Annotated in this window: 11 protein-coding genes; 4 read left to right on the top strand and 7 right to left on the bottom strand. The window is 69.2% G+C overall.

Features of this window, described 5'->3' with window-relative positions:
- Positions 1-297 precede the first annotated feature (297 nt).
- Complete coding sequence (locus AB0L97_RS18105; protein WP_364430750.1) at positions 298-2346, top strand: M13 family metallopeptidase; 2049 nt, start codon at positions 298-300, stop codon at positions 2344-2346.
- A gap of 43 nt (positions 2347-2389) precedes the next feature.
- Here AB0L97_RS18105 and AB0L97_RS18100 read toward each other — a convergent pair whose 3' ends face one another.
- Positions 2390-3052: a TetR/AcrR family transcriptional regulator gene (locus AB0L97_RS18100; protein ID WP_364430747.1), complete on the bottom strand. Its 663-nt coding sequence runs from the start codon at positions 3050-3052 to the stop codon at positions 2390-2392.
- 69 nt (positions 3053-3121) lie between these two features.
- Between AB0L97_RS18100 and AB0L97_RS18095 the strand changes: the two genes are divergently transcribed.
- Together AB0L97_RS18095 and AB0L97_RS18090 are read left to right on the top strand one after the other, a co-directional pair.
- Entirely contained in the window at positions 3122-4582 is a 1461-nt protein-coding gene (locus AB0L97_RS18095; RefSeq protein ID WP_364430744.1) for an MFS transporter, read from the top strand.
- Between the two features lie 231 nt (positions 4583-4813).
- Positions 4814-5203 carry a cupin domain-containing protein gene (locus AB0L97_RS18090; protein WP_364430741.1) on the top strand — a complete coding sequence of 130 codons (390 nt, stop codon included), beginning with the start codon at positions 4814-4816 and terminating at the stop codon, positions 5201-5203.
- A gap of 216 nt (positions 5204-5419) precedes the next feature.
- Here the strand turns inward: AB0L97_RS18090 and AB0L97_RS18085 are convergent, their stop codons facing one another.
- Together AB0L97_RS18085 and AB0L97_RS18080 are read right to left on the bottom strand one after the other, a co-directional pair.
- The gene (locus AB0L97_RS18085) at positions 5420-6550 is read right to left on the bottom strand and encodes an MAB_1171c family putative transporter (RefSeq protein ID WP_364430738.1); all 1131 of its coding nucleotides are present in this window, start codon (positions 6548-6550) and stop codon (positions 5420-5422) included.
- 64 nt (positions 6551-6614) lie between these two features.
- A complete protein-coding gene (locus AB0L97_RS18080) occupies positions 6615-8405 on the bottom strand; it encodes an MFS transporter (protein WP_364430735.1) in 1791 nt (596 codons plus the stop codon).
- Positions 8406-8554: 149 nt separating this feature from the next.
- Here AB0L97_RS18080 and AB0L97_RS18075 point away from each other — a divergent pair, with 149 nt between their 5' ends.
- Positions 8555-9535 carry an ABC transporter substrate-binding protein gene (locus AB0L97_RS18075; RefSeq protein ID WP_355076083.1) on the top strand — a complete coding sequence of 327 codons (981 nt, stop codon included), beginning with the start codon at positions 8555-8557 and terminating at the stop codon, positions 9533-9535.
- A gap of 309 nt (positions 9536-9844) precedes the next feature.
- Here AB0L97_RS18075 and AB0L97_RS18070 read toward each other — a convergent pair whose 3' ends face one another.
- The 4 genes from AB0L97_RS18070 to AB0L97_RS18055 all read right to left on the bottom strand — a co-directional run bounded on the left by AB0L97_RS18070 (position 9845) and on the right by AB0L97_RS18055 (position 24187).
- The gene (locus AB0L97_RS18070; protein WP_364430731.1) at positions 9845-13345 is read right to left on the bottom strand and encodes an amino acid adenylation domain-containing protein; all 3501 of its coding nucleotides are present in this window, start codon (positions 13343-13345) and stop codon (positions 9845-9847) included.
- Positions 13346-13427: 82 nt separating this feature from the next.
- Positions 13428-14504: an MAB_1171c family putative transporter gene (locus AB0L97_RS18065; protein WP_364430728.1), complete on the bottom strand. Its 1077-nt coding sequence runs from the start codon at positions 14502-14504 to the stop codon at positions 13428-13430.
- Positions 14505-14596: 92 nt separating this feature from the next.
- Entirely contained in the window at positions 14597-19606 is a 5010-nt protein-coding gene (locus AB0L97_RS18060) for an amino acid adenylation domain-containing protein (RefSeq protein WP_364430725.1), read from the bottom strand.
- Between the two features lie 51 nt (positions 19607-19657).
- Positions 19658-24187 (bottom strand): amino acid adenylation domain-containing protein, encoded by a 4530-nt coding sequence (locus tag AB0L97_RS18055; RefSeq protein WP_364430722.1) that lies wholly within the window; start codon positions 24185-24187, stop codon positions 19658-19660.
- Between the last annotated feature and the right edge of the window lie 14 nt (positions 24188-24201).

Below are 24201 nucleotides of genomic sequence, written 5' to 3'. Positions count from 1 at the left end.
GACGGGCATGGTCGGTCGCCCTCCGGACGCGCGCCTGCCAGCGGTTTTCTCGGTTCGAGCCAGAAACGCGGAACCAACCACTGGGGGTTCACTGCCGGATTGCGGGCACAGCTCCCGCAGGCAACCGGTCTAGTGTATGGGAATCCGCAGGTCGTTCCCAAATCGGGGGTGGTCGCCGGCCCGCACGACGACGCTCGTCCCCAATCCGGGCCGGACCGGCGCCGCGCCGGTAGCCTCGTGTCCTGCAAGGCTGCCTTCGTACACCAGCGGCACCGCCGCGTCGGGGAGAGGATTCTCGTGACATCTACCGGTCGGCCAGCGAAGCTGGATCGTCGTGCCTTCCTGATCGCCCTCGGAGCCGTCCCGGCCGCCGCCGCGCTGGTCGCCTGTTCGGACGACACCGAACCCGCGAGCAGGACGCTGACCGGCGTCGATCTCAGCGGAGCGGACGAGACGATACGGCCGCAGGACGACCTGTACCGGCACGTCAACGGGAAATGGCTGCGGGAGTACCAGCTGCCGCCGGACAAGGTCAGCTACGGCTCGGGCAGCGAGGCGGGCGAGCGCACCGAGCAGCAGTTGCGCGAGATCATCGACGGTATCCACGACCCGAAGCCCGGCTCGGAAGAACAGCAGATCAGGGATCTCTACGACGCCAGGGTGGACTGGGACGAGATCGAGCGGCTCGGCATGACGCCGCTGGCGCCGCTGTTCGCCAAGATCGATGGCGCCGCCACCAAGCCGGAGCTGGCCAAGGTGATGGCCGAGTTGCCGATCGGCGGGCTGATCGGGCTCGGCATCGGCGTCGACCGGAAGAATTCCAACGCCTACATCCCCTCGGTCGGCCAGTCCGGACTCGGGCTCGGGGAGCAGTACTACCGGAAGCCCGAATACGCCGAGGTGCTCGGGCAGTACCGCACCTTCCTCGAGCGCGTCGCCGCGGGCGCGGGTTGGGCCGACCCGGCCGGTGTCGCTCAGCGCGTGTTCGATCTGGAGAAGCGCATCGCCCCCGCGCACTGGGACAACGTACGCAACCGCGACACCGACGCGACCTACAACGTCTACAGCTGGACCGATATGACCGCGCTCGCCCCGGGCTTCGACTGGGATCCGTGGCTGGCGGGCAACACCGACCGCCCACGCGAGTTGTTCGCGACGATCGTGGTCAACCAGCCGTCCTTCATCACGGCAGCGGGTCAGCTGTGGACCGAGGTGGACATCGCCACGTGGCGGGACTACTTGAAGTTGGCCGTGTTGCGGGAGTTCGCGCCCTATCTGCCGAAGGCCGTCAACGACGCGAATTTCGACTTCAAGGGCCGGATTCTCAACGGACAGGACGAGCGCCCGGAACGCTGGAAGTACGGCGTGAGCATCGTCGACGACAAGCTCGGCGAGCAGCTCGGGAAACTCTATGTGGCCAAGCATTTTCCGCCGGAAGCCAAGGATCGCGCCAAGGAGATGCTCGCCGACGTGATCGCGGCCTACCGGGAGAACTTCACGAATTCGACGTGGATGTCACCTGCCACCAGGGCGGCATCGCTGGCGAAGCTGGACAAAATCGATCCCAAGATCGGTTATCCGGACAAGTGGGTCGACTACTCGAAGCTGAAGATCACCAAGGGCAAGCTGATCGAGTCGTTGCTCGCCATCAACGAGTTCGAGGTCAAGCGGACGTTCGCGCGCCTGGGCACGCCCGTCGACAAGACCGAATGGGGGATGTCGCCGCAAACGGTGAACGCCTACTACTCCGCGACGTCCAACCAGATCGTCTTCCCGGCCGCTTACCTTCAGCCGCCCTTCTTCGACAAGGACGCTCTGCCCGCGGTCAATTTCGGCGCGGTCGGGTCCACCATCGGGCACGAGATCGGCCACGGCTTCGACGACCAGGGCTCCAAGTACGACGGCGACGGCAACCGCCGCGACTGGTGGACGCCAGAGGATCGCGCCGCGTTCGACGCCAAGGCCAAACAACTGGTCGACCAATACAACGCGCTCGTCCCTGAGGGGCTGGAGCCGAGCCAGCACGTCAACGGCGAACTCACCTTGGGCGAGAACCTCGCCGATCTGCGCGGACTGCAGATCACGCTGGCCGCCTTCCGCATCGCCGAAAAGCGCCGCGGTATCGACAATCCCGACTACCGCACCATGTTCCTGTCCTGGGCCCGCAGCTGGCGTGAGAAGCAGACGAAGGAACTCACCGTCCGCTATCTCAGCATCGACACCCATTCCCCCAACGAATTCCGCTGCAATCAGGTCGTGCGCAATCTCGACGAGTTCTACAGGGCTTTCGAGCTGAAAGAAGGCGACAAGTTGTACATGCCGCCCGATCAGCGGGTGACATTCTGAGCGAAGCGAGGTTCGAGCCTGCCCGTCGCGGCGGGCTCGATCGCTATGCGGACCGGAGCAGACCGTCGATGAGGGCGTCGAGGCCCAGGTCGTAGGTGTCCTGAGCGGCCAGGGACAGGTAGTCGGAACCGAGGGCGGCCAAGCGGGGGAAGCTGTCGGCGTCGAGGTCGGCGAAGACTTGTGCGCGGAAGGTGGGACGGTCCTCCGCGGCCCGGCGGGCGGATCGGGCGCGCACGATGAGGTCGCCCGCCGTGTAATGCCAGATGACGCGGTACGCCTGGGCGGCGCGGTCCAGCGGTAGACCTCCCGCGACGAATCCGTCCACGATGGATTCGCTGACCCAGAGCGCCGAAACTCCCAAAAGATCGTCGGCGGTGAGGATTTCGACGATCCACGGCCGTGCGGCGAGCACGTCGTGCATGGCGCGCGCCGCGACGCGGACGCGCTCGCGCGGCTCCTCCGGCAGGTCCGGCCACGCCACCTGGTCGGCGTACTCGTTGAGCAGTAGGCGCAGCAGGTCTTCCTTGTCCCGGACGTGGTGGTAGAGCGCCATCGGCGTGCAGCCGAGTTCGGTGGCGAGGCGGCGCATGGTCAGCTTCGCCACGCCATCGGCCTCGATCACCGAATTGGCCGCCGCGAGGATCTCCGCTCGGGAGATACGCGCAGGTCGGCCGGTGCGTTGTGGCTGCGACGACGAACTCGGCATCTGTCCATCTTCGCCCATCCGCAGAACCGGGTGTGGACACGGGGCGACTCGCGCGGTTACTTTCTATACATGTATAAAAACTCTCGCGGGCGGCCCGGCGTCGCTCTGACGGCGGTGGCCGTCGCGCAGTTCATGGTCGCGTTGGACATGGCGGTGGTGAACGTGGCGCTGCCGGCCATCCGCGCCGATCTGGGCTTCGCGCCGGTCGATCTGGCCTGGGTGGTGCACGTCTACGCGCTGACTTTCGGCGGGTTCCTGCTGTTGGGTGGAAAGGCGTGCGACCTGTTCGGGCGGCGCAGGTTGTTCACCGGCGGGCTCGTGATGTTCGGCCTCGCCTCGCTGGTGGGCGGATTCGCGCAGCAGCCATGGCAACTCGTCGCCGCGCGGGCCGTCCAGGGACTCGCGGCGGCGGCCGTGGCGCCCGCCGCCTTGGCCACGTTGACCACGACATTTCCGGAAGGCCCCGCCCGGGTGCGAGCGCTCGGCGTGTGGAGCGCGGTGAACGCGGCGGGCGGCGCGATCGGCGTGCTGGTGGGCGGATTGCTGACCGAGTACGCCAACTGGCGCTGGGTGATGCTCGTCAACGTCCCGATCGTGGTGATCGCATCGGTCGCGGCGGTGGCCGGTGTGGCGGCCGATCGAGTGAGCGGGCGAGCGCGGGTCGATGTGCCGGGCGCCGTCCTGGCCACCGGCGGAATAGGTTTGCTGGTGGTCGGCGTGGTGCGGACCGAACACCACGGTTGGTTCTCCGCCGCCACAGCCCTCACACTCGGGGCCGGTGCGATGCTGCTCGCGGCTTTTCTCGCGGTCGAGGCGCGTACGTCGACACCATTGGTTCGGCTCGGACTCTTCGGCAACCGCTGGGTGGCCGGAGCGAATGTGTTCGTATTCTTGGCCGCGGCGGGCCAATTCAGCGCGTTCTATCTGCTGTCGCTGTACCAGCAGCAGGTCCTGGGCATGAGCGCGGGCGCGGCGGGTGCGGCTTTCGTGCCGTTCTCGCTCAGTGTCATCGTCGGCACGGTGGTCGCCACTCGCGTGGGTGGCCGCCGGTCCCCGAAAGCGGCACTCGTCATCGGCGGGGTGCTCACCACTGCGGGTATCGGCTGGTTCGCTTTCATCAGCGCCGACGGCAGTTTCCTCGCCGATGTTCTAGGACCCTCGCTGCTGGGCGGCTTCGGCCTCGGACTATGCCTGGCTCCCGTGGCCGCCGCCGCGAACATGGGCGTCGCGCCCCACGAAGCGGGAATGGCTTCCGGGGCCTTCAACAGCGCGCGGCAGCTGGGTGGATGTGTCGGGGTGGCCGCACTCGCCACCGTCGCGGCGGCGCGCACCGGAGAAAGCGTCGCGCCCGCGGCGCTGAACGACGGTTACGCCCTCGCGCTGTGTTGCGCGGCGGGACTTTTCGCCGTTGCGAGCGTCGTCGCCGCGACTGTGCTGCCGAGGACGCACCGCACGATTTCCACGCACAGAGCAGACGTGGTTCGACCCAAAGCCGAACTATCCGAGGAATTTTCCGCCGCGCGACCATAAGACAGCGCAACCGCCCCGAGAGCCCGGACGGGTCGGATTGCGCCGAGTGCTCTGCACTGACCGCGCACCGAGCCGCTACCACCGGACCTCGCTGCTGCCGATCCGCATTGGTGCGGCATGGATCCGATGCCGGAATCCATGCCGCGCACGGCGATCCACTCCCCCACTTCGTTCCGGCACCGCCCTTGATCGGCCCGGAAAGTCTCATCCAATCCGACGAGAGGAAGCATCATGAATCAGGCCCCGATCGACTTGTTCGGCCGCGCAATCCATTTCGGCCATGACGGCCACGTAGCAGCCGGTGAACGCCGGATGAGCACCGGCGACGGCGACTGGCAGCTCGCGACGTTCCACGTCGAATCCGATGCCGACGTGCACGCCGACCACTGGGAAGTCCATCCCGGCAGCGACGAAGCGGTGTGCTGCCTGACCGGCGCGTTGCGTCTCTACCTGCGACCGGAGCACGCGGGCGACGACGAGACGATGGTGCGCCTCACCGCGGGCACCGCGTTCGTCGTCCCCCGCAACCGCTGGCACCGCATCGAACTCGACGAACCCTCCGACATCATGTCCGTCGGCCTGCGCAACGAGACCCGCCAGGAGCCCTTCACCGCACGGTGATCCGCACCATCGGTGCTCGCGCATGGATCGCGTGTGCGAGCACCGCGGGGTCTGATCACCGCCGGCCTTGCCCGCACCCGGCGGTCGGGCCGCGCGAGCGACCGATCCATGACGTACCGACCGGGATACATACGGTAGGAGCCGAATCCGGGCGCCGAGTGGCCAGGGCGGAACGATCATGTCCGTCGATTCGCCGTGTCGCCGAGACACGTCCGGCTATCGGGACACCGCCGCGATTGTGGAAAACCGCGCCGTGTCCGACCGATATCCCACGGCCGCGACGGCTTCCGGCCATACACGCGCCAATTCGAGCAGGAACCGGAACTCCGCCGCGCGATCGCGAGTCTCCCCATGCGCCGTGCCCGCAGCCATCGAGCCGGGAGTGGGTGTGTCACCGTCGCGTTTGGCTCGCACGGCCAGCGCGACCTGGAGGGCAGAGCGACGTGCATCGTCGCGACCGGCGGGCGAGCCGGCCTCGGGCAAAGCGGGTACATACGGTCTCAGGTGTAGCAGCGCATCCCAGATCTCGACGGTCATCCGATAGAGCCGGGACGTGGCTTCCCTCGGCGCGGAACCGTCCTCCGCCAGAACCACTTCCGGCACCACGGCGGTGAGATCTCGCCACAGCGGCCGCAACCTACGGCAGTCACGGCCGGTCCGATCCAAGCCCGTTCGCGCCAGCAGCGCTGTGACCAGGGGGATCATGGTCAACAGGGTGACGGCGGAGAACGTGAGAACCGCCGCGACGGCCCACACCTTGCCCGGCTGGCTCGGAGGCGTACCGGTGAGCGCGCGACCTACCATGATCGTCATCGAGATCAGCCAATAGGTCGCGAACGCCAGCAGTACCGCGAACGTCAGCTTCTCTCTGATCGAAACGCCTCTGGCGCGCAGTTCGCGAACGCAGGCGCGGGCGAAGAGCAGCCCACAGAGACCTCCAGGGAGCGCGGACATCGTCCATACGATTTCGACATAGTCCAACTGCCAGGCCCACCGCAGGATCGGCGTGGCGACGATCAGCGAAACAACGGCAGCGACCGCCGTCGCATCGTATCGCCGCTGACGCAGGTGGACGGTTGCCGCATCGGCGCCGTCGACAAGCCTGGCCAGCCCGTAGAAACTGCCGAGCGCCAGGAGACCGCAGCCGAGATAGAGGCGCGGCCCGAACTCGGGACGGCCCACCGCGACGGTCACCTCGTACAGCAGCAGACCTAGCAGGTTCCAGCTGAACGTGCGGTTGATCAGCCGATCGGTAGCCGTCTCGTCGACGAGCACCCACCGCCCGGCGGTCATGAGCGCGACGAATACGACAACCGACAGCACCACTGGAGTCGGAACAGCGTTCATCGCGATCGACCGTATGCCGTCGCTCGGCGTGGGGCCAGCCCGGGCGCGAAACCGCCGCGGTGTTTCAGCGCACGGGCACCGCGGCGGACGTGTCCTCCGTGACCCGATCGGCTTCGGCGAGTTCGGCGGCCTCGTCGTAGACGTACTTCTCGCCGATGAACCACGACGCCACGGCCGCCAGCAGCATCATCACCGCCGCCGAGACGAACACCACGAGCAATCCGGAGTGGAACGGGCCGGTGAGCAGGTTCGGGAAGAACTCCTGGCCCGTGAGGGTTTCGGCGTTGACGCCTGGCTTGTCGAGTTCACCCGACGGTCCGAGCAGCTCCTGGATCGGGTTGTAGCCGAGGAACGCGGCGAACATGCTCGCCACCGGCGGCATGCCGGCGAGTTCGGCGGCGGCTCCAGCGGAGACGCCCTGTGCGCGCAGACCGGAGTCCAGCGCCGATGGCAGGCTCGCCGCCAGTCCGAGGACCATCAGGGAGAAGAAGATTCCCATGGACAGCGCGTTGCCGCCGTTGAAGAGGGTGCCGCGCATCCCGGAGGCCGCGCCGCGCTGGGCGGCGGGAACGCTGGACATGATGGCGGCGGTGTTCGGCGAGAAGAACAGCCCGCTGCCGATGCCGTTGAGCACGGTGATCGACGCGAACAGCCAGTAGTCGAAGTTCACCGGGATGACCAGCAGCAAGATGAAGGTCGCGCCGGTCAGCAACGCGCCTCCGGTGGTGAACAGCCGGGGCCCGTAGCGATCGGACAGCCAGCCCGAGATCGGGCCTGCGGCGAGGAAGCCGATGGTCAACGGCAGCAGGTAGATGCCTGCCCACAGCGGGGTGGACTCGAAGTCGTACCCGTGCAGCGGAAGCCAGATGCCCTGTAGCCAGATGATGAGCATGAACTGCATGCCGCCACGTCCGATCGAGACCATCAGATTGGCGAAGTTGCCGAGACCGAAGGCGCGGTGGCGGAACAGGCCCAGGTGGAACATCGGATCGGGGACCCTCGTCTCCACTACGCAGAACGCGACCAGCAGGAGAAGGCCGCCGAGTACAGCGGCCAGCACCCACGGGCTCGTCCAGCCGGTCGCGTGGCCGCCGTAGGGCTGGATGCCGTAGGTGATGCCGGTGAGCAGCGCCGTGAGTCCGAGACCGAAGGTGATGGTGCCCGCCCAGTCCAGTTTGCCCGAGGTCCGGATGCCGACCTCGTGCAGCGAACGATAGGACCAGACCGCGCCGAGAACGGCGATCGGGACACTGACCCAGAACACCGCACGCCAATCCCATTCCGACAGCACGCCGCCGATGAGCAGGCCGAAGAACGAACCGGCCACCGCGGCGACCATGTTGATGCCGAGCGCGGTGCCGCGCTGGCTCGCGGGGAAGGCATCGGTGAGGATCGCCGAGGAGTTGGCCGTCAGCATCGCGCCGCCGACACCCTGGACGACGCGCCAGACGATGATCCACAACGCGCCCGCGCCCCCGTGCCACGGATCGAAGGACAAGGCGACCGCCGACAGCGCGAAGATGGTGAAGCCCAGGTTGTACACCCGCACCCGGCCGAAGATGTCGCCGAGCCGCCCGAACATCACCACCAGCACGGCGGTGGCGAGCAGGTAACCCATCAGCATCCACAGCAGGTACCCGACATTGCCCGCCTCGAGTGGGTTGAGCCCGACGCCGCGGAAGATCGCGGGCAGCGAGATCAGCACGATCGAGGAATTGATCGCCGTGAGCAGGACACCCAGCGTGGTGTTGGTCAGAACGATCCACTTGTAGCGCGGATGGTCCCGGTCGTAGCGCAACCGGCGCCGGATGGTTCGGACATCACCCGGATCGACTTCGATGGATGGATTCGTCACGGACAGCCCCTCACCAGATAGTTACCACGGCAAACTATATAGTTAGCCGATGTAACCATCAAATGGAGCCGCATCCGCCGAGCACCGATACCACCCGGGAGCTACATAGGTTAGCCTTGGCTAGCTTGCTTGGAAGGAAGGTGCGGCAGATGAACTCTGTTCGGACGCGCGGCCGTTGGTCGCGGGCGGCGCTGACGGTGCTGACGGGAGTCCTCGCCCTCGGCCTGGCCGCGTGCGGATCGGCGGAGGACGACTCGGCGTCCGGCGGCGAACAGGTGACCATCCACCACGCCCGCGGCGAGACGACCGTCGAAGGCACCCCGAACAAGATCGTCGCCCTCGGCAACCAGTGGCTGGACACCACGCTCGCGCTCGGCGTGGTGCCCGTCGGATACCTCGACAATGTCGCGATCGCCTCCAAGAGCACCCCGCCGTGGGAGCCGGGGAGCCTCGCATCGGCGAAGGCGCTCACCAGCACTGGGAACCTCGCCGAACAGGTCGCCGCGCTGGAGCCGGACCTGATCCTGGTCGATCCGTTCATCGCCGACCAGAAGACCTACGACGAACTCTCTCGCGTCGCGCCCACGTTGCCCGCCCTGAGCAAAGCGGCGGTAGCGCCCTGGCAGGACCAGATCACCACCCTCGGCAAGGTGCTGCACAAGCCGGACGAGGCGAGCAAGGTGATCGCGAAGGTGGATGACAAGGTCGCCGCGATCGCCGCCGCGAACCCCGGATTGAAGGGCAAGACGTTCGCCAGTACCTGGCTGGCCGGTCCGGCACAGCTCATGGTGTTGACCGACCCCGACGACGGATCGTCGAAGGTCTTCACCCAATTGGGTCTCGGCATTCCGAAGAACCTCACCGACCTGCCCGCCAATCAGGGCAGGCTGGCCCTGTCCCCGGAGCGGGTCGACGAATTGACCGCCGATCTCTTGCTGGCCGGCTACGCCCCCGGCTTGGACGAGAAGTTCCGGCAGCTACCCGGCTACGCCGACCTGCCCGCGGTCAAGAAGGGCTCGGTCGTGTTCCTCACCACCCAGGAGATCAGCGCCGTGAACACGCCGACGGCGCTCTCGGTGCCGTACATCCTCGACAAGCTGGAACCCGCCTTCGCCGCTGCGGCGAAATAGCCGCCGCGTCAGTCGACTCGGCCCGGCAAGCGGTGGTACGCGCTGCTTGCCCGCCGCCGCATGTCCACAGCGGGACCCGATCGGCTGTGTGGGAATGACCCACTCGACCGCGTCCACGGCGACAGACTGCGCCCGCGCGCTCGGAGCGGCGTCCGCGCTGGGGCGACGCGAGCCTGCGGCGACGCCCCTCATCAGGGTCGATCCGGAGAGGAGCGCGGACAGTCCACAGGTCCGCCTGCGGACCGAAGACCGCCGGGCGCGCTCACCGATCGGTGCGTCGTGGACAACCGCGCTGCCGGGCAACCGCTTTCACGTCTGCGCGAGGATCTCCTCGTCCGTCATCGCGGCGACCTCGAGGTAGAGCCGGGCCACCGCGGACAGCCTGCCGCCCGCGCCGTGCCGAATCTCGCGCTCCCGCAGGCACTCGGCCAGCCGGGCGACGGTGCGTGCGGCGAACAGGTCCGCGACCAGCGCGTGCTCGGCTTGCAACCACTCGCGCACGCGGGCGATGACAGTCGTGGCGAGCACGGAATCGCCGCCGCGGCCGAAGAAGTCGTCGTGCACGCCGATCGCATCGATGCCGAGGACGGTCGCGACGATGTCGGCGAGCGCGGCCTCCACGTCGTCGCGTGGGGCGGTCTCCCGGTCCTCCCCCACCCCTGGCTCGAGCAGGGCGACCACGGCGCGGCGGTCCAATTTCCCATTGGCGGTCAACGGCATCTGCTCGAGGAGCTCGATCCGAACGGGAATCATGTAACCGGGCAACAGGTCCGCGAGCGCCGTAGCGATGTCGCCGATCTCGTCCAGGTCACCCGCGACGGCGGCGACCAGCTTGGGTGCGCCCGCACCGACGACCGCCGCGACGGCGTGCCGGACGCCGGGCACCGTGCGCAACGCGGTCTCGACCTCGCCGAGTTCGACCCGGTATCCGCGGATCTGGACCTGGTGGTCGGCACGGCCGAGGAATTCGATCGTGCCGTCGGGCCAGTACCTGGCCATATCGCCGGTCTTGTACCAGCGGATGCCGTCGTGTTCGACGAAGCGTTCCGCGGTGCGCTCCGGGTCGTTGCGGTAGCCGGCGGCGACACCGACGCCGCCGACCCACAGTTCGCCCGGCACCCAGTCCGGGCAGTCGCGGCCCGCGGGAGAGACGACGCGGCATCGGACGTTGCGCAACGGAACGCCGAACGGCACGGTCGCCCAGTGCGCGGGCGGTTCACCCGTCACCTCGCAGATGGTGGTGTGGATGGAGGTCTCGGTCGCGCCGCCGAGTCCGGCGAATCGGCAACCCGGCGCCTGCGCCGACAGCCTGCGAGCGAGATCCGCGCCGACCCAGTCCCCGCCGAGGATGGCCGCGCGCAGCGAATCGCCCAGCTGATCACCGCCGATCTCCAGGATCATGTCCAGCATGCTCGGCACGCAGTTGAGAATCGAGACCCGATGTGTGCGCAGCAGTTCCACCCAGCTGGACGGGTCGGCGCGCTGCTCCGGATCGACGGTCACGACCGCGCCGCCCACCGCGAACAAGCCGAAGATGTCGTAGACCGAGAGGTCGAATTCCAGGGCGGACAGGCCCAGCGAGCGGTCGGCGCCGCCGACGCCGAACCACTCGTTCAACGCGTCGATGGTGTTCATCGCGCCACGGTGTGGGATCTCGACACCCTTGGGCACGCCGGTCGATCCGGAGGTGAACAGCACGTAGGCGATATCGCCGGTGTCCGGGTAGACGGGGGCCGCGAGCGGCTCCGGATAGGCACTGGCCGCGTCGATGGACAGGCACGTGATCGGTGCGCCCAGGTCCGCGCCCTCGACCGTCAGCGCCGCGTGGACACCGCCGGTGCGGAGGATCTCCGCCCGGCGGCCTGCAGGCTGATCGAATCCGATGGGCACGTAGGTCGCCCCGGCGGCGAGCACACCGAGCACGGCGGTGACCTGGTCCGGCCCCTTCGGCAGCGCGACGGCGACCGCGTCGCCCGGCTCCACGCCCTCGGCGCGCAAGGCCCCCGCCACCGCCAGCGCGCGAGCGGCCAACTCCCCGTAGCTCCAGGCGCCTCGGCCGTCGCCCAGGCCCCAGACCACGGCGGGCGCTTCGGGATTCGCCGCCGCGTTGTCGAAGAACCCCTGGTGCAGGGACCGCCCGCTGACCGGGCCGTCGGTGGCGTTGACCGCGGCGCGCACCGCGGCCTGGTCGACCGGCAGCCGCACGGCGGCCTCCGCGTTCCACCCTGCCGCCCCGTCACCGAGCCGCCCGATCGCCGCGCGGTACCAGGCGAACATGGCGTCGATCATGCCGTCGGGGAAGGCCGACGCGCGCACGTCCCAGTTCAACAGCAGCCCGCCGCGGACCTCGGTGACCTGCGCGTCGAGCAGTACTTGCGGGCCCTGCGAGATGATCCACACGGGCTCGCCGAAGGCCTCGGTGACCGTGTCGGCGAACAGCTCGCCCAAGTTCAGCGCGCTGGTGTAGACGACCGGGGCCAGCACGGGTTCACCGCGATGCCTACCCAGATCCCGCAGCACTTCGAGCCCGGAATACGCGGTATGCGCACCGCTTTCGTGCATGCCGCGCTGTAACGTGCGGGCGCGCTCGGTGACCGACATGCTGTCGGTGACGTCCACCTCCAGCATGATCGAGGACGTGAAGTCGCCGATCACCCGATCGATGTCGGGGTGCACCGGATCCCGGTGGAACAGCGGCACGTTCAGCAGGAATCGGCTCTGCGCTGACCAACCGCCGATGGTCTCGGCGAATACCGCGGCCAGCGCCATGGCCGGAGTGATGCCGCGCTCGTGTGCGGCGGCGAGCAACCGCTGCTTGGCTTCCGGCTCCAGCCAGTGGTCGTAACGAACGGTGCGATTCGGGTCGGTGCGCTCACTCACCGGCACGGTGGGAAGTTCCGGCGCGCCCGGCAGTTCCGGCAGCCGCTCCTGCCACCACTGCCGGTCACGCTCGCGAGCGGCGCCGTCCCCCTGGTGCTCGGTGCGGTGCCTGCGATAGGTGTAGCCGGGGACCGGCACTGCCCTCCCGTGGTACAGCTCGGCCAGATCGGCGATCAGGACCCGGTAGCTCATGGCGTCGCCCGCGAGCATGTCGACATCCAGGTGCAGTCGACTGCGGTCCGCGTCGCGCAAGGTGAGCGTGACATCGATGACCTGACCGTCTTCGATGGCCAGACGCTGGTGGGTCTTGCGGTCACGCAGCTCGGCGAGCGCGGCGTCGGCCGCCTCGGGCGACCCATCACGCAGGTCGACGACCTCGAACACCGGCCTACCAGGGGCGGTCATGGTCTGCTGGGTGCCATCCGGCAGGAACCTGGTGCGCAGCATGGGATGGGTGGCGACCAGATCGGCCACCGCGCGCTCCAGCCGCTCCGGATCGATACGGCCGCCGTCGAATTCGATGTACAAGTGCGCCGCGACGCCGCCGAGCTCTTGTTCGTCGGAGCGGCCGATCCAGTACGCGTGCTGCATGGTGGCCAAGGGGAAGGGCGCCGCCTCGTCGTCCGCGGTCGCCACCGGCACGACGGTCACCGGGCCTGCCGCCCGCCCGACCGCACTCGCGCCGAGCAGACCGTGCCAGGAAGCCACCGTAGGGCTGGCCGCCAGCTGAGCGAAGTTGATGTCGGCGCCGCGTTTGCGCCAGCCGCCCGCGAGCTTCATGGTGCGAATCGAGTCCAGCCCCAGTTGGATGAGGTCGTCGTGATCGGCGATCTCCGTGGCGGCGAGGCCCAGTTGGTCGGCCACCGCGGACCGGATCTCCTCCCGGCCGATGTCCACCGTTCCTTCTGCCCGACGCTGTGTCGACTCCATCGCGCTGCCACTCCTTGTCTGCCGCCGGAACCGGCGGTCTGGACTGCTGGGGCACAGCTTAGCCGACCCTAAATAGGTATGCCTAACCTACATCGGCGCGCGCTTTCGGCCATTCCCGCGCCAATTCGAGTAATTGCCGCAAGCCGTTGGCACGATCGTGACCACCGGTCGCCACGGCGGCGAACGGAGCGGTCGGTGCGACCGGACGCAGCCCGGCGGCTCGAGACCGGATGGCGTGGGCGATCTGACGGGCGTAATCGCCGACGCCGTGACCCGCGTCGGCGGCCTCCCGCCCCGGCGCGGGCGACGGCATATACGGCTTCAAATGCAAAAGCGCGTCTTGGATCTCCACCGTCATCCGATAGAGCCGGGACGCCGCGCCGCCGTCTCCGTCATCGGACCGACTCAACACGACCTCTGGGACGGCGGCGGTCAGGTCACACCACAGCGGACGCAGACGGCGGCAGCGCCGACCGGTCTTGTCCAGCCCCGCGCGCGTCAGCACAGCGGTGAAAAGCGGTATCGCCGTGAGCGTCGCGATGATCAATACACAGAAGAAGGACGAGTTCGCCAGCACGTTCCCCGGATGGCTCGGCGGGACGCCGAAGAGCGCGCGGACCACGGTGACCACTGCCGCCGCGGCCCAATAGACCGCGAGGAACAGCAGCGCCGAATACGTCAGCTTCTCCTTCGTCATCCGCGCGGCGGTGCGCAGCTCTCGGAGACTGGCATGTGCGACCAGATATCCGCTGGCCACCATGGGCAGCTCCGACAACGTCCACACGATCTCGTCCAAACCGACGTGCAGCACGTTCCGGGCGAAGGGCGAAAAGATCAATGTCAGAATCGAACTCACGGCGGCGACGGCGGCGTAGATCTTCTGCCGTCGCAGCATGACCTCGGGGTCCGCACCCGCCGCCAGTTGCGCGAGCACCAGGACGACGGCGGTGGTCATCAGTCCGCAGCACAGGAACAGTCGCTGCCCGAGTTGCGCGGCCCCTGCCGCCGCGGCGGCGACATAAAGCGCCAGACCGCACAGATTCCACGCCCACGCATGGTTGATCATGCGATCGGTGACACTGTCCGCGACCAGGAACCACCGGCCGACCGTGATCGCCGCGATAGTCAGAATGACCGGGAACATGATCCAAACAGACACCGAATCCATCGAGGTGCAACCCTAATCGTCGCTGCCCCCAGGTCCAATGGCAGTGCGCCGGTCGCGGTGCGACCGTGACCGGCTCACCCGAATCAGCGTTGCGCGGACCAGGATTCGCGCAGCATGGCCAACGCGTCACCGGACAGGCCCGAGGCCGACATCGGCTCGTACCGGTGCTCCTCCGGCGCCGGCGCGCCCGCCGCCCGATCGGCGGCCGCGTCGACGGCCGCCGCCAGTTCGTGCAGCGTGAAGTGCTCGAAGATCAGCTGCGGGGTGAGCGCCAGGCCCGCCTCGCCCGCTCGCGCGGCCCACTGGATCGCGATGACGCTGTCTCCGCCGAGCGCGAAGAATCCGTCCGTGCGGTCCACGTCGGTGATCTCCAGCAGTTCCTCCAACAGCGCCGCCAGAGCGCGCTCGGTCTCGGTCTGCGGCGGGCCCGCCTCGGCCTCGCCGACCGTGGCCTCGGACGCCGCGTGGCGCACAGCGGTACGCGCGGTGTCCCAGCCCTGCGGCGCGAGGTTCGATTCCCGCACCGCGGTATCGGGTTTCGTGGCGAACGCGGTCAAGATCCGCACCAGCGTGTCGGCGAATTCCTCGCCGGAGGCCGGGTCGTAGAGCTCCGAGTTGACCACCACCCGCACCAGCAACTCGCCACCGGGTTCCACCAGGAAATCCAGGTGGAAGTCCATGAACGCGGCGTCGTACCGCGGCGTGAGCGGGGTCAGCGTGGTCTCGGCGGTGAAGCCGACGGTCGGCGCGGTGTGCCCGAACTGCATGATCACCTGGAACAGCGGATTGCGGCCGAGTACCCGGGGCGGGTTGAGCGTTTCCACGATCCGCTCGAACGGTACGTCCTGGTGGCCGAGAGCGCCGAGCGCCGATTCGCGCACCCGCTGGAGCACGGTTCGCGGCGACGGGTCGCCCGAAAGATCGTTGCGCAGCACCATCATGTCGGCGAACAGGCCGATCAGCCGGTCCACCGACCGCCAGGGCCGATTGGCGACCGTCGCGCCGATCGGCACGTCGTCGCCGCCGCCGAGGGTGTGCACCAGCACCGCGGCCGCTGCCTGGCACAGCATGAACTCGGTCGCGCCGGTCGTCTCCGCCAGCGATCGCAGTGCCTGCCACGTCTCGGCCGCGACGATCCGGGTCGCGCTGACGCCCGCATGGCCCAGCCGCGCGGGACGCGGGCGGTCGTGGCCGACCGCGATCTCCACCGGCAGGCCCGCCAAGGCCGCGCGCCAGTAGTCGAGTCGCGCTTTGCCGTATTCGCTCAGATCGTCGCGGCCGGGGGCGTGGTCGAAGGTATCGCGTTGCCACACCGCGAAGTCGGCGAAGTGCAGCGCCGGTTCCGGCCAGGACGGGGCCGTGCCGCTCACCCGCGCGCGGTAGGCGACGGTGAGGTCCTCGAGGAAGACCCGGCACGATTCCCGGTCGGTGACCATGTGATGGGTCAGCACCGACAGCACGTGGGTGCGCTCGTCCAGGACGAACAGGCGCAAGCGGAGCAGCGACTCCCCGGCCAGGTCGAACACATGGTTCGCCTCGGCCGCCAGCGCCTCGTCCAGGCGAGCGCCGTCGAGCGCGGTGCGGGGCAACTCGACCGGTCCCGCCGGGGCCACCCGCTGGTACGGCGTGCCCTCGTGTTCCGGGAAGCTGGTGCGCAACGACTCGTGACGGGCGATGACGTCGCCGAGCGCCGCGGTGAGCGAGGCGATGTCGAGTTCGCCGTCGAAGCGGATGGCGAACCGGAAGTTCTCCCACCCGAACGGGCCTTCCAGCTTGCGCCGCAGCCACAGCGCCCGCTGCGAGTACGACAGCGGAATACGTTCGGGGCGTGGTCGTTTCGCCGGCATCGCGGCGTTGTCACCGGAGGGCAGGCCGGTGGGAACGACCTCGTCGAGATTCTCGCCGAACCGATCGTGGTACCGGGCGACCAGATGCGCGGCGAGCCCGGCGACCGTCGGGGTGTCGAACGCCGCGCGCACGTCGATATCGATCCCGAACGTGTCGCGCACCAGGGCGACCAGCCGGGCCGCGAGCAGGGAGTGGCCGCCGAGTTCGAAGAACGAGTCGTCGGCGCCAACTCGCTCGGTGTCGAACAGCTCGCCGTACAGCGCGGCGAGCCGGATCTCGGTGGGCGTTTCCGGCGCCCGATACGTGCGGGTCCGAGTCAGCACCGGCTCCGGCAGCGCGCGGCGATCGAGCTTGCCGTGGGCGCTCAACGGCACTTCGTCGATCACGGCGAAGGCCGCGGGGACCATGTGCTCGGGCAGCGTCGCCGCGACCGTCGCGCGCACCTGCTGGAGGTCGATCTCGCTTCCCGGCGCGGGCACCAGGTACGCGGCCAGGATCGGGCCGAGCCGCTCGTGCTCGGTGACGATCGCGACGCACTGCGCGACGCCGGGGTGATCGGCCACCGCGGCCTCCACCTCACCTAGTTCGATGCGGAACCCGCGCACCTTCACCTGTTCGTCGGCGCGGCCGACGAATTCGATCTCGCCTTCGGCGGTGCGCCGGGCGAGATCGCCGGTGCGGTACAGCCTGCCGCCGGGTAGGAAGGGGTCGGCGACGAACCGCTCCGCGGTCAGGGCGGGCCGATCCAGGTAACCGCGCGCGAGCTGGCGTCCGCCCAAGTAGATCTCGCCGATCACGCCCGGCGGGACCAGCCGCAGCGAGTCGTCGAGCAGGTAGACGTAGACGTTGCGGTTGGGGAATCCGATCGGCACGATCCTGGTGCCCTGCGGCCCGTCGACCGGCATGGACGTCGAGCACACCACCGCTTCCGTCGGCCCGTAGTGGTTGCGCAGGTCGGCGTCGAATTGCGCGGCGAACCGGTCGGCGATCTCGCCGGGCAGCGCCTCGCCGCCGACCGGCACGTGCCGCAACGCCCGCCAGTCGTTCGCCTCGGGAAGCATGAGGAAAGTGGCCAGCAGCGAGGGCACCATGTGCAGCACGGTGATCCCGTGACGAGCGATCAGCTCGGCGACGTACGGAATATCGCGGTAGGCGTTCGGTTTCGGGACGACGATGCTCGCGCCCGCGATCAGCGGCAGGAAGATGTCGGCCAGCGACGCGTCGAAGCTCACCGAGGTGGCCTGCAACACCCGCTCCGGGACGCTGGCGTCCCAGTCGGCGGCGAAGTTCACCAGGTGATCGGCGATCGCGTCGTGCGGCACGGGGACGCCCTTGGGCTGTCCAGTGGAGCCCGAGGTGTAGATCACGTAGGCGATGTTCGACGGGCGCAGCGGCGACTCGCGTTCGGCGTCGGTGGGATTCGTGTCCGGCGCGTCGACCGCCTCGGTCATCGCCGCCGCGATCGCTTCGGCGTCGAACGACAGCGCCGGACGCGCGTCCGACAGCAGATAGTCGATGCGGTCCGGTGGATAGGCCGGATCGATCGGCAGGTACGCGCCACCCGACTTGAGTACCGCGAGGCTCGCGATGATGAATTCGATGGAGTTCGCCATGCGCAGCGCGACGAGCTGCTCGGCGCCGACGCCGCGCCGGATCAGCCAGTGCGCCAGGCGATTCGCCCGCCGGTTCAGCTCGCCGTAGGTGAGTTCGGCTTCGTCGGATACCACCGCGACGCGATCGGGGGTCGCCGCGGCCTGCCGCTGCACCAGCTCGACCAGCGTTGTCGCGGGCGCGTCGACGAGCGGACCGTGCGATGCCGCGACGATGTCCGCGCGGTCGGCGGCGCCGAGCATATCGATCGCGCGGACCGGCTGCCGTGGATCGCGCATCGCGTCGGTGAGCAATTCCAGGTAGTGGCGCAGCAATTGCGCCACCACCGACCGGTCCAGCTCGTCGACGAGGTAGGTGGCCTCCACGCGCGCGCCCGCGTCGTCGAGGACGACCATCAGTCCCAGCGGCTCCTGCGCGACCGTGCTTCCCCACGGCAGCTCGGTGGAGCGGACCCCGGCGAGATCGAACCCGTTCGCCCCGCCGCGCACGCTGAAGCTCAGCTGCACGAGCTGGGCCAGGCCGTCACTGCCCGCGATCCGGTCCGAACTCACCTCGCGGACGACCCGTTCGACGCCGACCCCTTGATGCGCGAACGCGTCGCGGGCGGCGTCCCTCGTCACGTCGACCAGCTCGGCGAAGCTGCGCCCCGGACGGATTCGGGCGCGCAACAGCAGCGTGTTGCCGAAATAGCCGATCAGCGCCTCGGCGTCGCTACCGCGGCGGTCGGTCACCGGTACCGCGACGAGGAAGTCGGTCGCCGCGGTGTACCGCTGGACCAGCGCCTGGAAGGCGGCCAGCAGCACCATGAACGGGGTGGCCGAACGGTCGCGCGCGACCTCGGTGACCCGGTCCAGCAGTTCCTGGGGCAACGGCAGCACGCACTTGTCGGCGTTGCGGGTAGCCGCGCCACCGGCGAGCGTTCCGGGCAACTCGAGCCGCTCCGGGAGCGGGGTCAACCGCTCGCGCCAGTACGCCAGGTCGGCGTCGTCTTCGGCGGGCCGCTCGGCGAGCGACACGTCCACGTACTGCGCACGGATCTCCGCCTGCGGGTCACCGCGGTAGGCGGCATTGAGCTCGGCGAAGAAGACCGACCAGGAGTCGTCGTCCCAAGCGATGTGGTGGATCGTCAGCACGAGCACGTGTTCGGCCGGACCGGTGCGCGCCAACGTCACTCGCAGCGGCGACTCGGAGGTCAGGTCGAACGGACGCGCGAACTCCCGCCTCGCCAGAACCTCGAGTCGCCTGCCTCGGCCTTCCTCGGAGAGATCCGTGAGATCCTGCTGCTGCCACACCGGCCCCAGTTCGGCGTGTGCCGTTTGATACGGCTCGCCGTCCGCGCCGACGTGATAGGTGGTGCGCAGGATCTCGTGCCGCGCCACGACGGTGTCGAAGGCGGCGCGCAACCGCGCGCTGTCCAACGGACCGTCGAGTCGGTAGCCGACGCAGACGTTGAGCGTGGTGTCCTCCGGCGCGACCGTCTGTACGAACCACATCCGCTGCTGCGCGGACGAGAGCGGAGCCGGATCGCCGGGGCGCCTGCCGCGCGCGGGTCGCGCGGGCGCGGGCGAGAGTTGCTGTTCACGCAGTCGCTGCTGCAGCAGCCGCTTGCGCCGCTCGAGAATCTCGTCTGACATGGTGGGTCCTTCGGACTGGGTTCGGATGGGCTGAGTGGCTGGCGATCGCGGTCAGTCGGCGCCGACGGTCACCACGGAGATCGCGCGCGCGAGGGCCACGACGGCGTCGTGCCACAGCTCGGCGAGCCGGTCGACGTCCGCGACGGTGAACACCGCCTCGCTCCAGCGCAGCATGGTGACGAGCTGGGGCCCCTCGGTGGTGGTCCGCACCGCCGAGACGACGTCGAGCGCGTAGCGCAGCGGGAAGTCGGGCTCCGCCACGAGCGGAAGGCACTCGTGCAACGCCAGATCCGGGATCGGCGCCCACGGCCGTCCCGCACCGGCCAGGTCGAACCGGCCCAGGTAGTCGAAGAGCACCTGCGGCTGCGGCGCATCGACCAGTTCGGGGGTTCGCGTGAGGTAACGCAGCACGCCGAAGTCCACGCCGCCGTTCGGCTGTTCGGCCAGGTGTGCCGCGACGTGTTCGAGCAGTGCGGCGGCGCGAACCGGATCGGTCAGCGCGGTGGCCACATCCACGCTCTCGGCGCCCGCTCCGAGCCGGGCGGGCACGATGCTGGTGAACCAGCCCACGGTGTGCGCGCTGTCGACGTCGGCGCCGAGCACCGCGTCCTCTCTGCCGTGTCCTTCCAGCGCCAGATACGCGCCCGCCGTGGGGTCCTGACCGCGTTCCAGACGCCAGCTCGCCAGCGTCATCGTCAAAGCGGCGAGCAGGAACTCGCGGACTCCCGCCGCGCCGCCGCCGAGACTGTTCAGGATGGCCGCGCTCGTCTCGGCCGGGGTGGGCACGGGATGGACCCGGTAGGAAGCCCAGGTGTCGGCCCTGGGATCGGGCAGCCGCGCGCCCAGCACCGGGTCCGGCGCGGTGACCTGGCGCGTCCAGTAGGCGCGCTGAGCCGTGACCGCCTCGGCGCCCGCGCGTTCGCGCAGCAGCCGGGCCCACTGCCGGTAGCCGGTGTGCTCGACCGCCGGGACAGGCGTCCGTCCCGCGAGCACCTCGGCCCAGTACGCGGCGAGGTCGGCGGAGATGACGTACCAGGAGACCGGGTCGACGGCCAGGTGGTGGATGGTGAGCAGCAGCACATCCGGAGCGCCGGACCTGGTGAACCACACCGCGCGCACCAGATCTCCGGTGGACGGGTCGATCTCGTCGGTGGCCGCACGGCCGTGTGCGGCCAGCGTCGCGTAGAAGTCGTCGCCTTCCTCGACCCGGGACAGGATGTCCTGCGCTCGGACGCTGCCCGGGCCGCGCGTGTGCAGGTCGTATCCCTCGGGTGTGGTGACGAAGCGGGCCCGCAGCATGTCGTGTCCGTCGAGCAACGCCTGCAGCACCGCCGTCAGGCCGCCCTGGTCGACGCCGTCGGGCAACTCGAGCAGATTGCTGAGCGTGAGTCTGCGGTACCCCCCGTACTCGTGCATCCACGACACGATCGGGGTCGGGCCGACCGGCCCGTAGCCCTCCGAACTCGCCGCGCGTTCGCGACCGGCTTCCGCGTCGATCCGCGCGGCGAGTTCCCGGATCGTGGCGGCGCCGAGGACCGCCTTCGGGCTGATCGAGAGGCCGTCCCGCCGCAGCCGGTTCACCAGGGAGATCGCCACGATGCTGTCCATGCCGAGGCCGATCAGGTCGTCATCGATGCTCGGGACCGGACCGCCGGACAGTTCGGCGATCGCGGCGCACAGACGGTGCTCGGTGCCGGTGCGCGCCGTCTCCGCTCCCGGCCCGGCGGCCCGGTCCTCGGCGAGCATCGCGAGCCGTTTCGCATCGAGTTTTCCGTTGCTGGTCACCGGCAGCCGATCGACGACCACGATCCGGTTCGGCACCATGTAGCCGGGCAGCCGATCGGCCAGCGCGGCGCGCAGCCGCACCGCGTCGAGACCGTCGCCCACCGCGAACGCCGCCAGGCTCGGACCACCCGTACGGCGCACCACGACGACCGCCGCGGCCCGCACCCCGGGCAAGGCGAGCAGAGCTGTCTCGATATCGCCGATCTCGATCCGGTAGCCGCGAATCTTCACCTGATCGTCCGCCCGGCCGACGTAGGCGAGATCGCCCGAGGGCAAGCGGCGCACGAGATCGCCCGTGCGATACATCCTTTCACCGGCACGGTGTGGATCGGCGACGAATCGGCCCACGGTGGTTCCCGGCATACCGACGTAACCACGCGCCACCTGAGCGCCGGAGAGGTACAACTCGCCCACGACGCCGATCGGCACCTGGCGCAGCCGCGAATCCAGCACGTAGCCGGTCATTCCGGTGACCGGCGCCCCGATAGCCGGTTCGGCATCGCCATCGCGCACCGCCGCGACCACCGCCTCCACCGTCGTCTCGGTGGGGCCGTAGCAGTTGTGCACGGCGGTGCCGGGCAGGGCGCACAACTGTTTCCACAGCGGCACACCGATGGCCTCGCCGCCGAGCGCCAGCACGGACAGCGGCGTGACGCCCGCCTCGACCAGTCCGGCCGCTGCCAGCTGCGTGAACATCGACGGGGTCGTGTCGATCATGTCCAGTCCGTGCCGGACGATGCCGTCGACCAGGCGTCGCGCGTCGCGCATCTCCTCGGCGTCGAACAGGTGGATTGCATGTCCGTCGAGCAGTCCGATCAGCGGCTGCCAGGAGGCGTCGAAGCTGAGCGACCAGGCGTGCGCGATCCGCAACGGCCGCCCGAGCCGCGCCACCGCGGGCCGGTATACCCGGTCGCGGTGGTCGGCGAAGTACGCGGCCAGCGCGGCATGGCTGCCGACGACGCCTTTCGGTTCGCCGGTGGAGCCGGAGGTGAAGATCAGATAGGCGGCCTGGCCGGGGTGGCCGGGCGCGGGCGCGAGCACCGGAAGCCCGTCGGAGAGTCCGTTCACTACCAGCACTTCCGGGCGCTCGGCGATTTCGTCGAGCGCGGACAGTCCCGAGCCGTCGACCAGGATCGAGCGCGGACGGGACCGGCGCACGATCGATTCGATACGGGCCGCGGGCAGCGTGACATCCACGGGCACATACGCCGCACCGGTCGCCAGCACGGCGAGAATCGCCACGATCGACTGCGCCGAACGCGGCAGCGCCAAGGCGACGACCTCTTCCGGACCGGCCCCGTGTGCGACCAGCGCGCTCGCCAATCGGCCTGCGGCATCGAAGAGTTCGCGATAGGTGTAGCGATCCTTTTCGGTGCTGAGGGCGAGCGCGTCCGGCGTGGCGGCGACCTGGCGCGCGAACAGCTCCCACACGGTCACACCGCGCACGTCGGCGGCGATCGGCGCCGGTGGCGGCGCGGTCTCGCCCGGCAGCAGGACATCGAGCGCGTCGGGCCCCCGCTCGCCGATCGCGGGCAGTTGCCGCAGCACCGAGAGCAACCGCGCCCCTATGCCGGGTCCGGACAGGCCGCGCAGTGCCGCCTGCACCGCCTCGACCGTCAGCACCAGCTGCCCTTCGTACAGGAACGAGGTCACCGCGAGCGGATAGTGCGTCAAACTCTGCGAGGTCATCGGCCGCACCCGAACGCCGTCCGCCATGTCGATGGGGCGCAGGATGTCGGACATCGGCGCGTTCTCGAACACGAACAGGGTGTCGAAAAGCGTGCCGGAGCCTACCGACCGCTGGATCGCCGACAGGCTGACGTAGGCGAGATCACGCATCGGAGCCGACTCGCGCTGCATTCGCCTGCAGTCCCGCACCACGTTCTCGGCCCCGACCGCCACCCGGACGGGGACGGTGTTGATGAACAGCCCGATCATGGTCTCGACCCCGGACAACTCGTCGGGCCGCCCCGAGACGGTGCTGCCGAAGACCACGTCACGCCGGTCGGTCAAACTGCCGAGGACAACGGCCCAGGCGTACTGCACGACGGTGTTCATCGTCAGGCCGTTCGACCGTGCCCACGCCGTCAACCGGCTGGTGTCGGCCGCGTCCAAGGTGACCGTGTCGATGCTGGGCACGATCGTGTTGACCGCCGGATCGCCACGGTCGGCGAGGATCAGCGGATCGAGATCGCCGAGGTATTCGCGCCAGGAACGCAACGCGGTATCGCTGTCGCGGGCCGACAGCCAGCCGATGTAGTCCCGGTAGGGTCGGGGCACGGGCAGCGCCTCCGCCGCGCCGCCCGCCTGGTACAGGGCGAACAGTTCCCGGAAGAACACGCCGAGCGACCAGCCGTCCAGCAGGATGTGGTGCGCGGTCAGCACCAGGCGCCGAGTGCCGTCCGGCAATCTCAGCAGCAGCACGCGCAGCAGCGGGCCGCGGGTCAGGTCGAACGGCGACCGCGTCTCGGCCGTGATGACGGCGTCGAGGTCGCCCGGGTCGACTTCGCGTTCGGCCCAGGGCAACTCGGCAGCGGCGGGGACGATCTGCACCGGCCGCGGCAGGTCGCGGTCCCAGAACGACGCGCGCAGATTCGGATGCCGCCGCAGGATGGCCGCGACGCTGCGACGCAGCAATGCCACATCGACGGGACCGGCGATCTCGTACACGAACTGCAGTGCGTACAGATCGCCCTCGCCGGCCAGCCTGGCCAGCGAGAACAACCCCTCCTGCAACGGGCTCAACGCCAGTACGTCCTCGATCTCCGGCATGGTCGCCTGCGTGTTCTCCGGCATCGAGCGGCCTCCTG

Origin of the sequence: Nocardia sp. NPDC051911 (assembly GCF_040681035.1) — a bacterium.
Taxonomy (GTDB): Bacteria; Actinomycetota; Actinomycetes; order Mycobacteriales; family Mycobacteriaceae; genus Nocardia; species Nocardia sichangensis.
Note: the sequence above shows the minus strand (reverse complement) of the source record. Positions and strands in the feature narration are given on the sequence as shown.

Coding starts and splice junctions, on each gene's coding strand:
- AB0L97_RS18100 (WP_364430747.1), bottom strand. CDS start 3,052: ATGCCGAGTTCGTCGTCGCAGCCACAACGCACCGGCCGACCTGCGCGT.
- AB0L97_RS18095 (WP_364430744.1), top strand. CDS start 3,122: ATGTATAAAAACTCTCGCGGGCGGCCCGGCGTCGCTCTGACGGCGGTG.
- AB0L97_RS18090 (WP_364430741.1), top strand. CDS start 4,814: ATGAATCAGGCCCCGATCGACTTGTTCGGCCGCGCAATCCATTTCGGC.
- AB0L97_RS18085 (WP_364430738.1), bottom strand. CDS start 6,550: ATGAACGCTGTTCCGACTCCAGTGGTGCTGTCGGTTGTCGTATTCGTC.
- AB0L97_RS18075 (WP_355076083.1), top strand. CDS start 8,555: ATGAACTCTGTTCGGACGCGCGGCCGTTGGTCGCGGGCGGCGCTGACG.
- AB0L97_RS18070 (WP_364430731.1), bottom strand. CDS start 13,345: ATGGAGTCGACACAGCGTCGGGCAGAAGGAACGGTGGACATCGGCCGG.
- AB0L97_RS18060 (WP_364430725.1), bottom strand. CDS start 19,606: ATGTCAGACGAGATTCTCGAGCGGCGCAAGCGGCTGCTGCAGCAGCGA.
- AB0L97_RS18055 (WP_364430722.1), bottom strand. CDS start 24,187: ATGCCGGAGAACACGCAGGCGACCATGCCGGAGATCGAGGACGTACTG.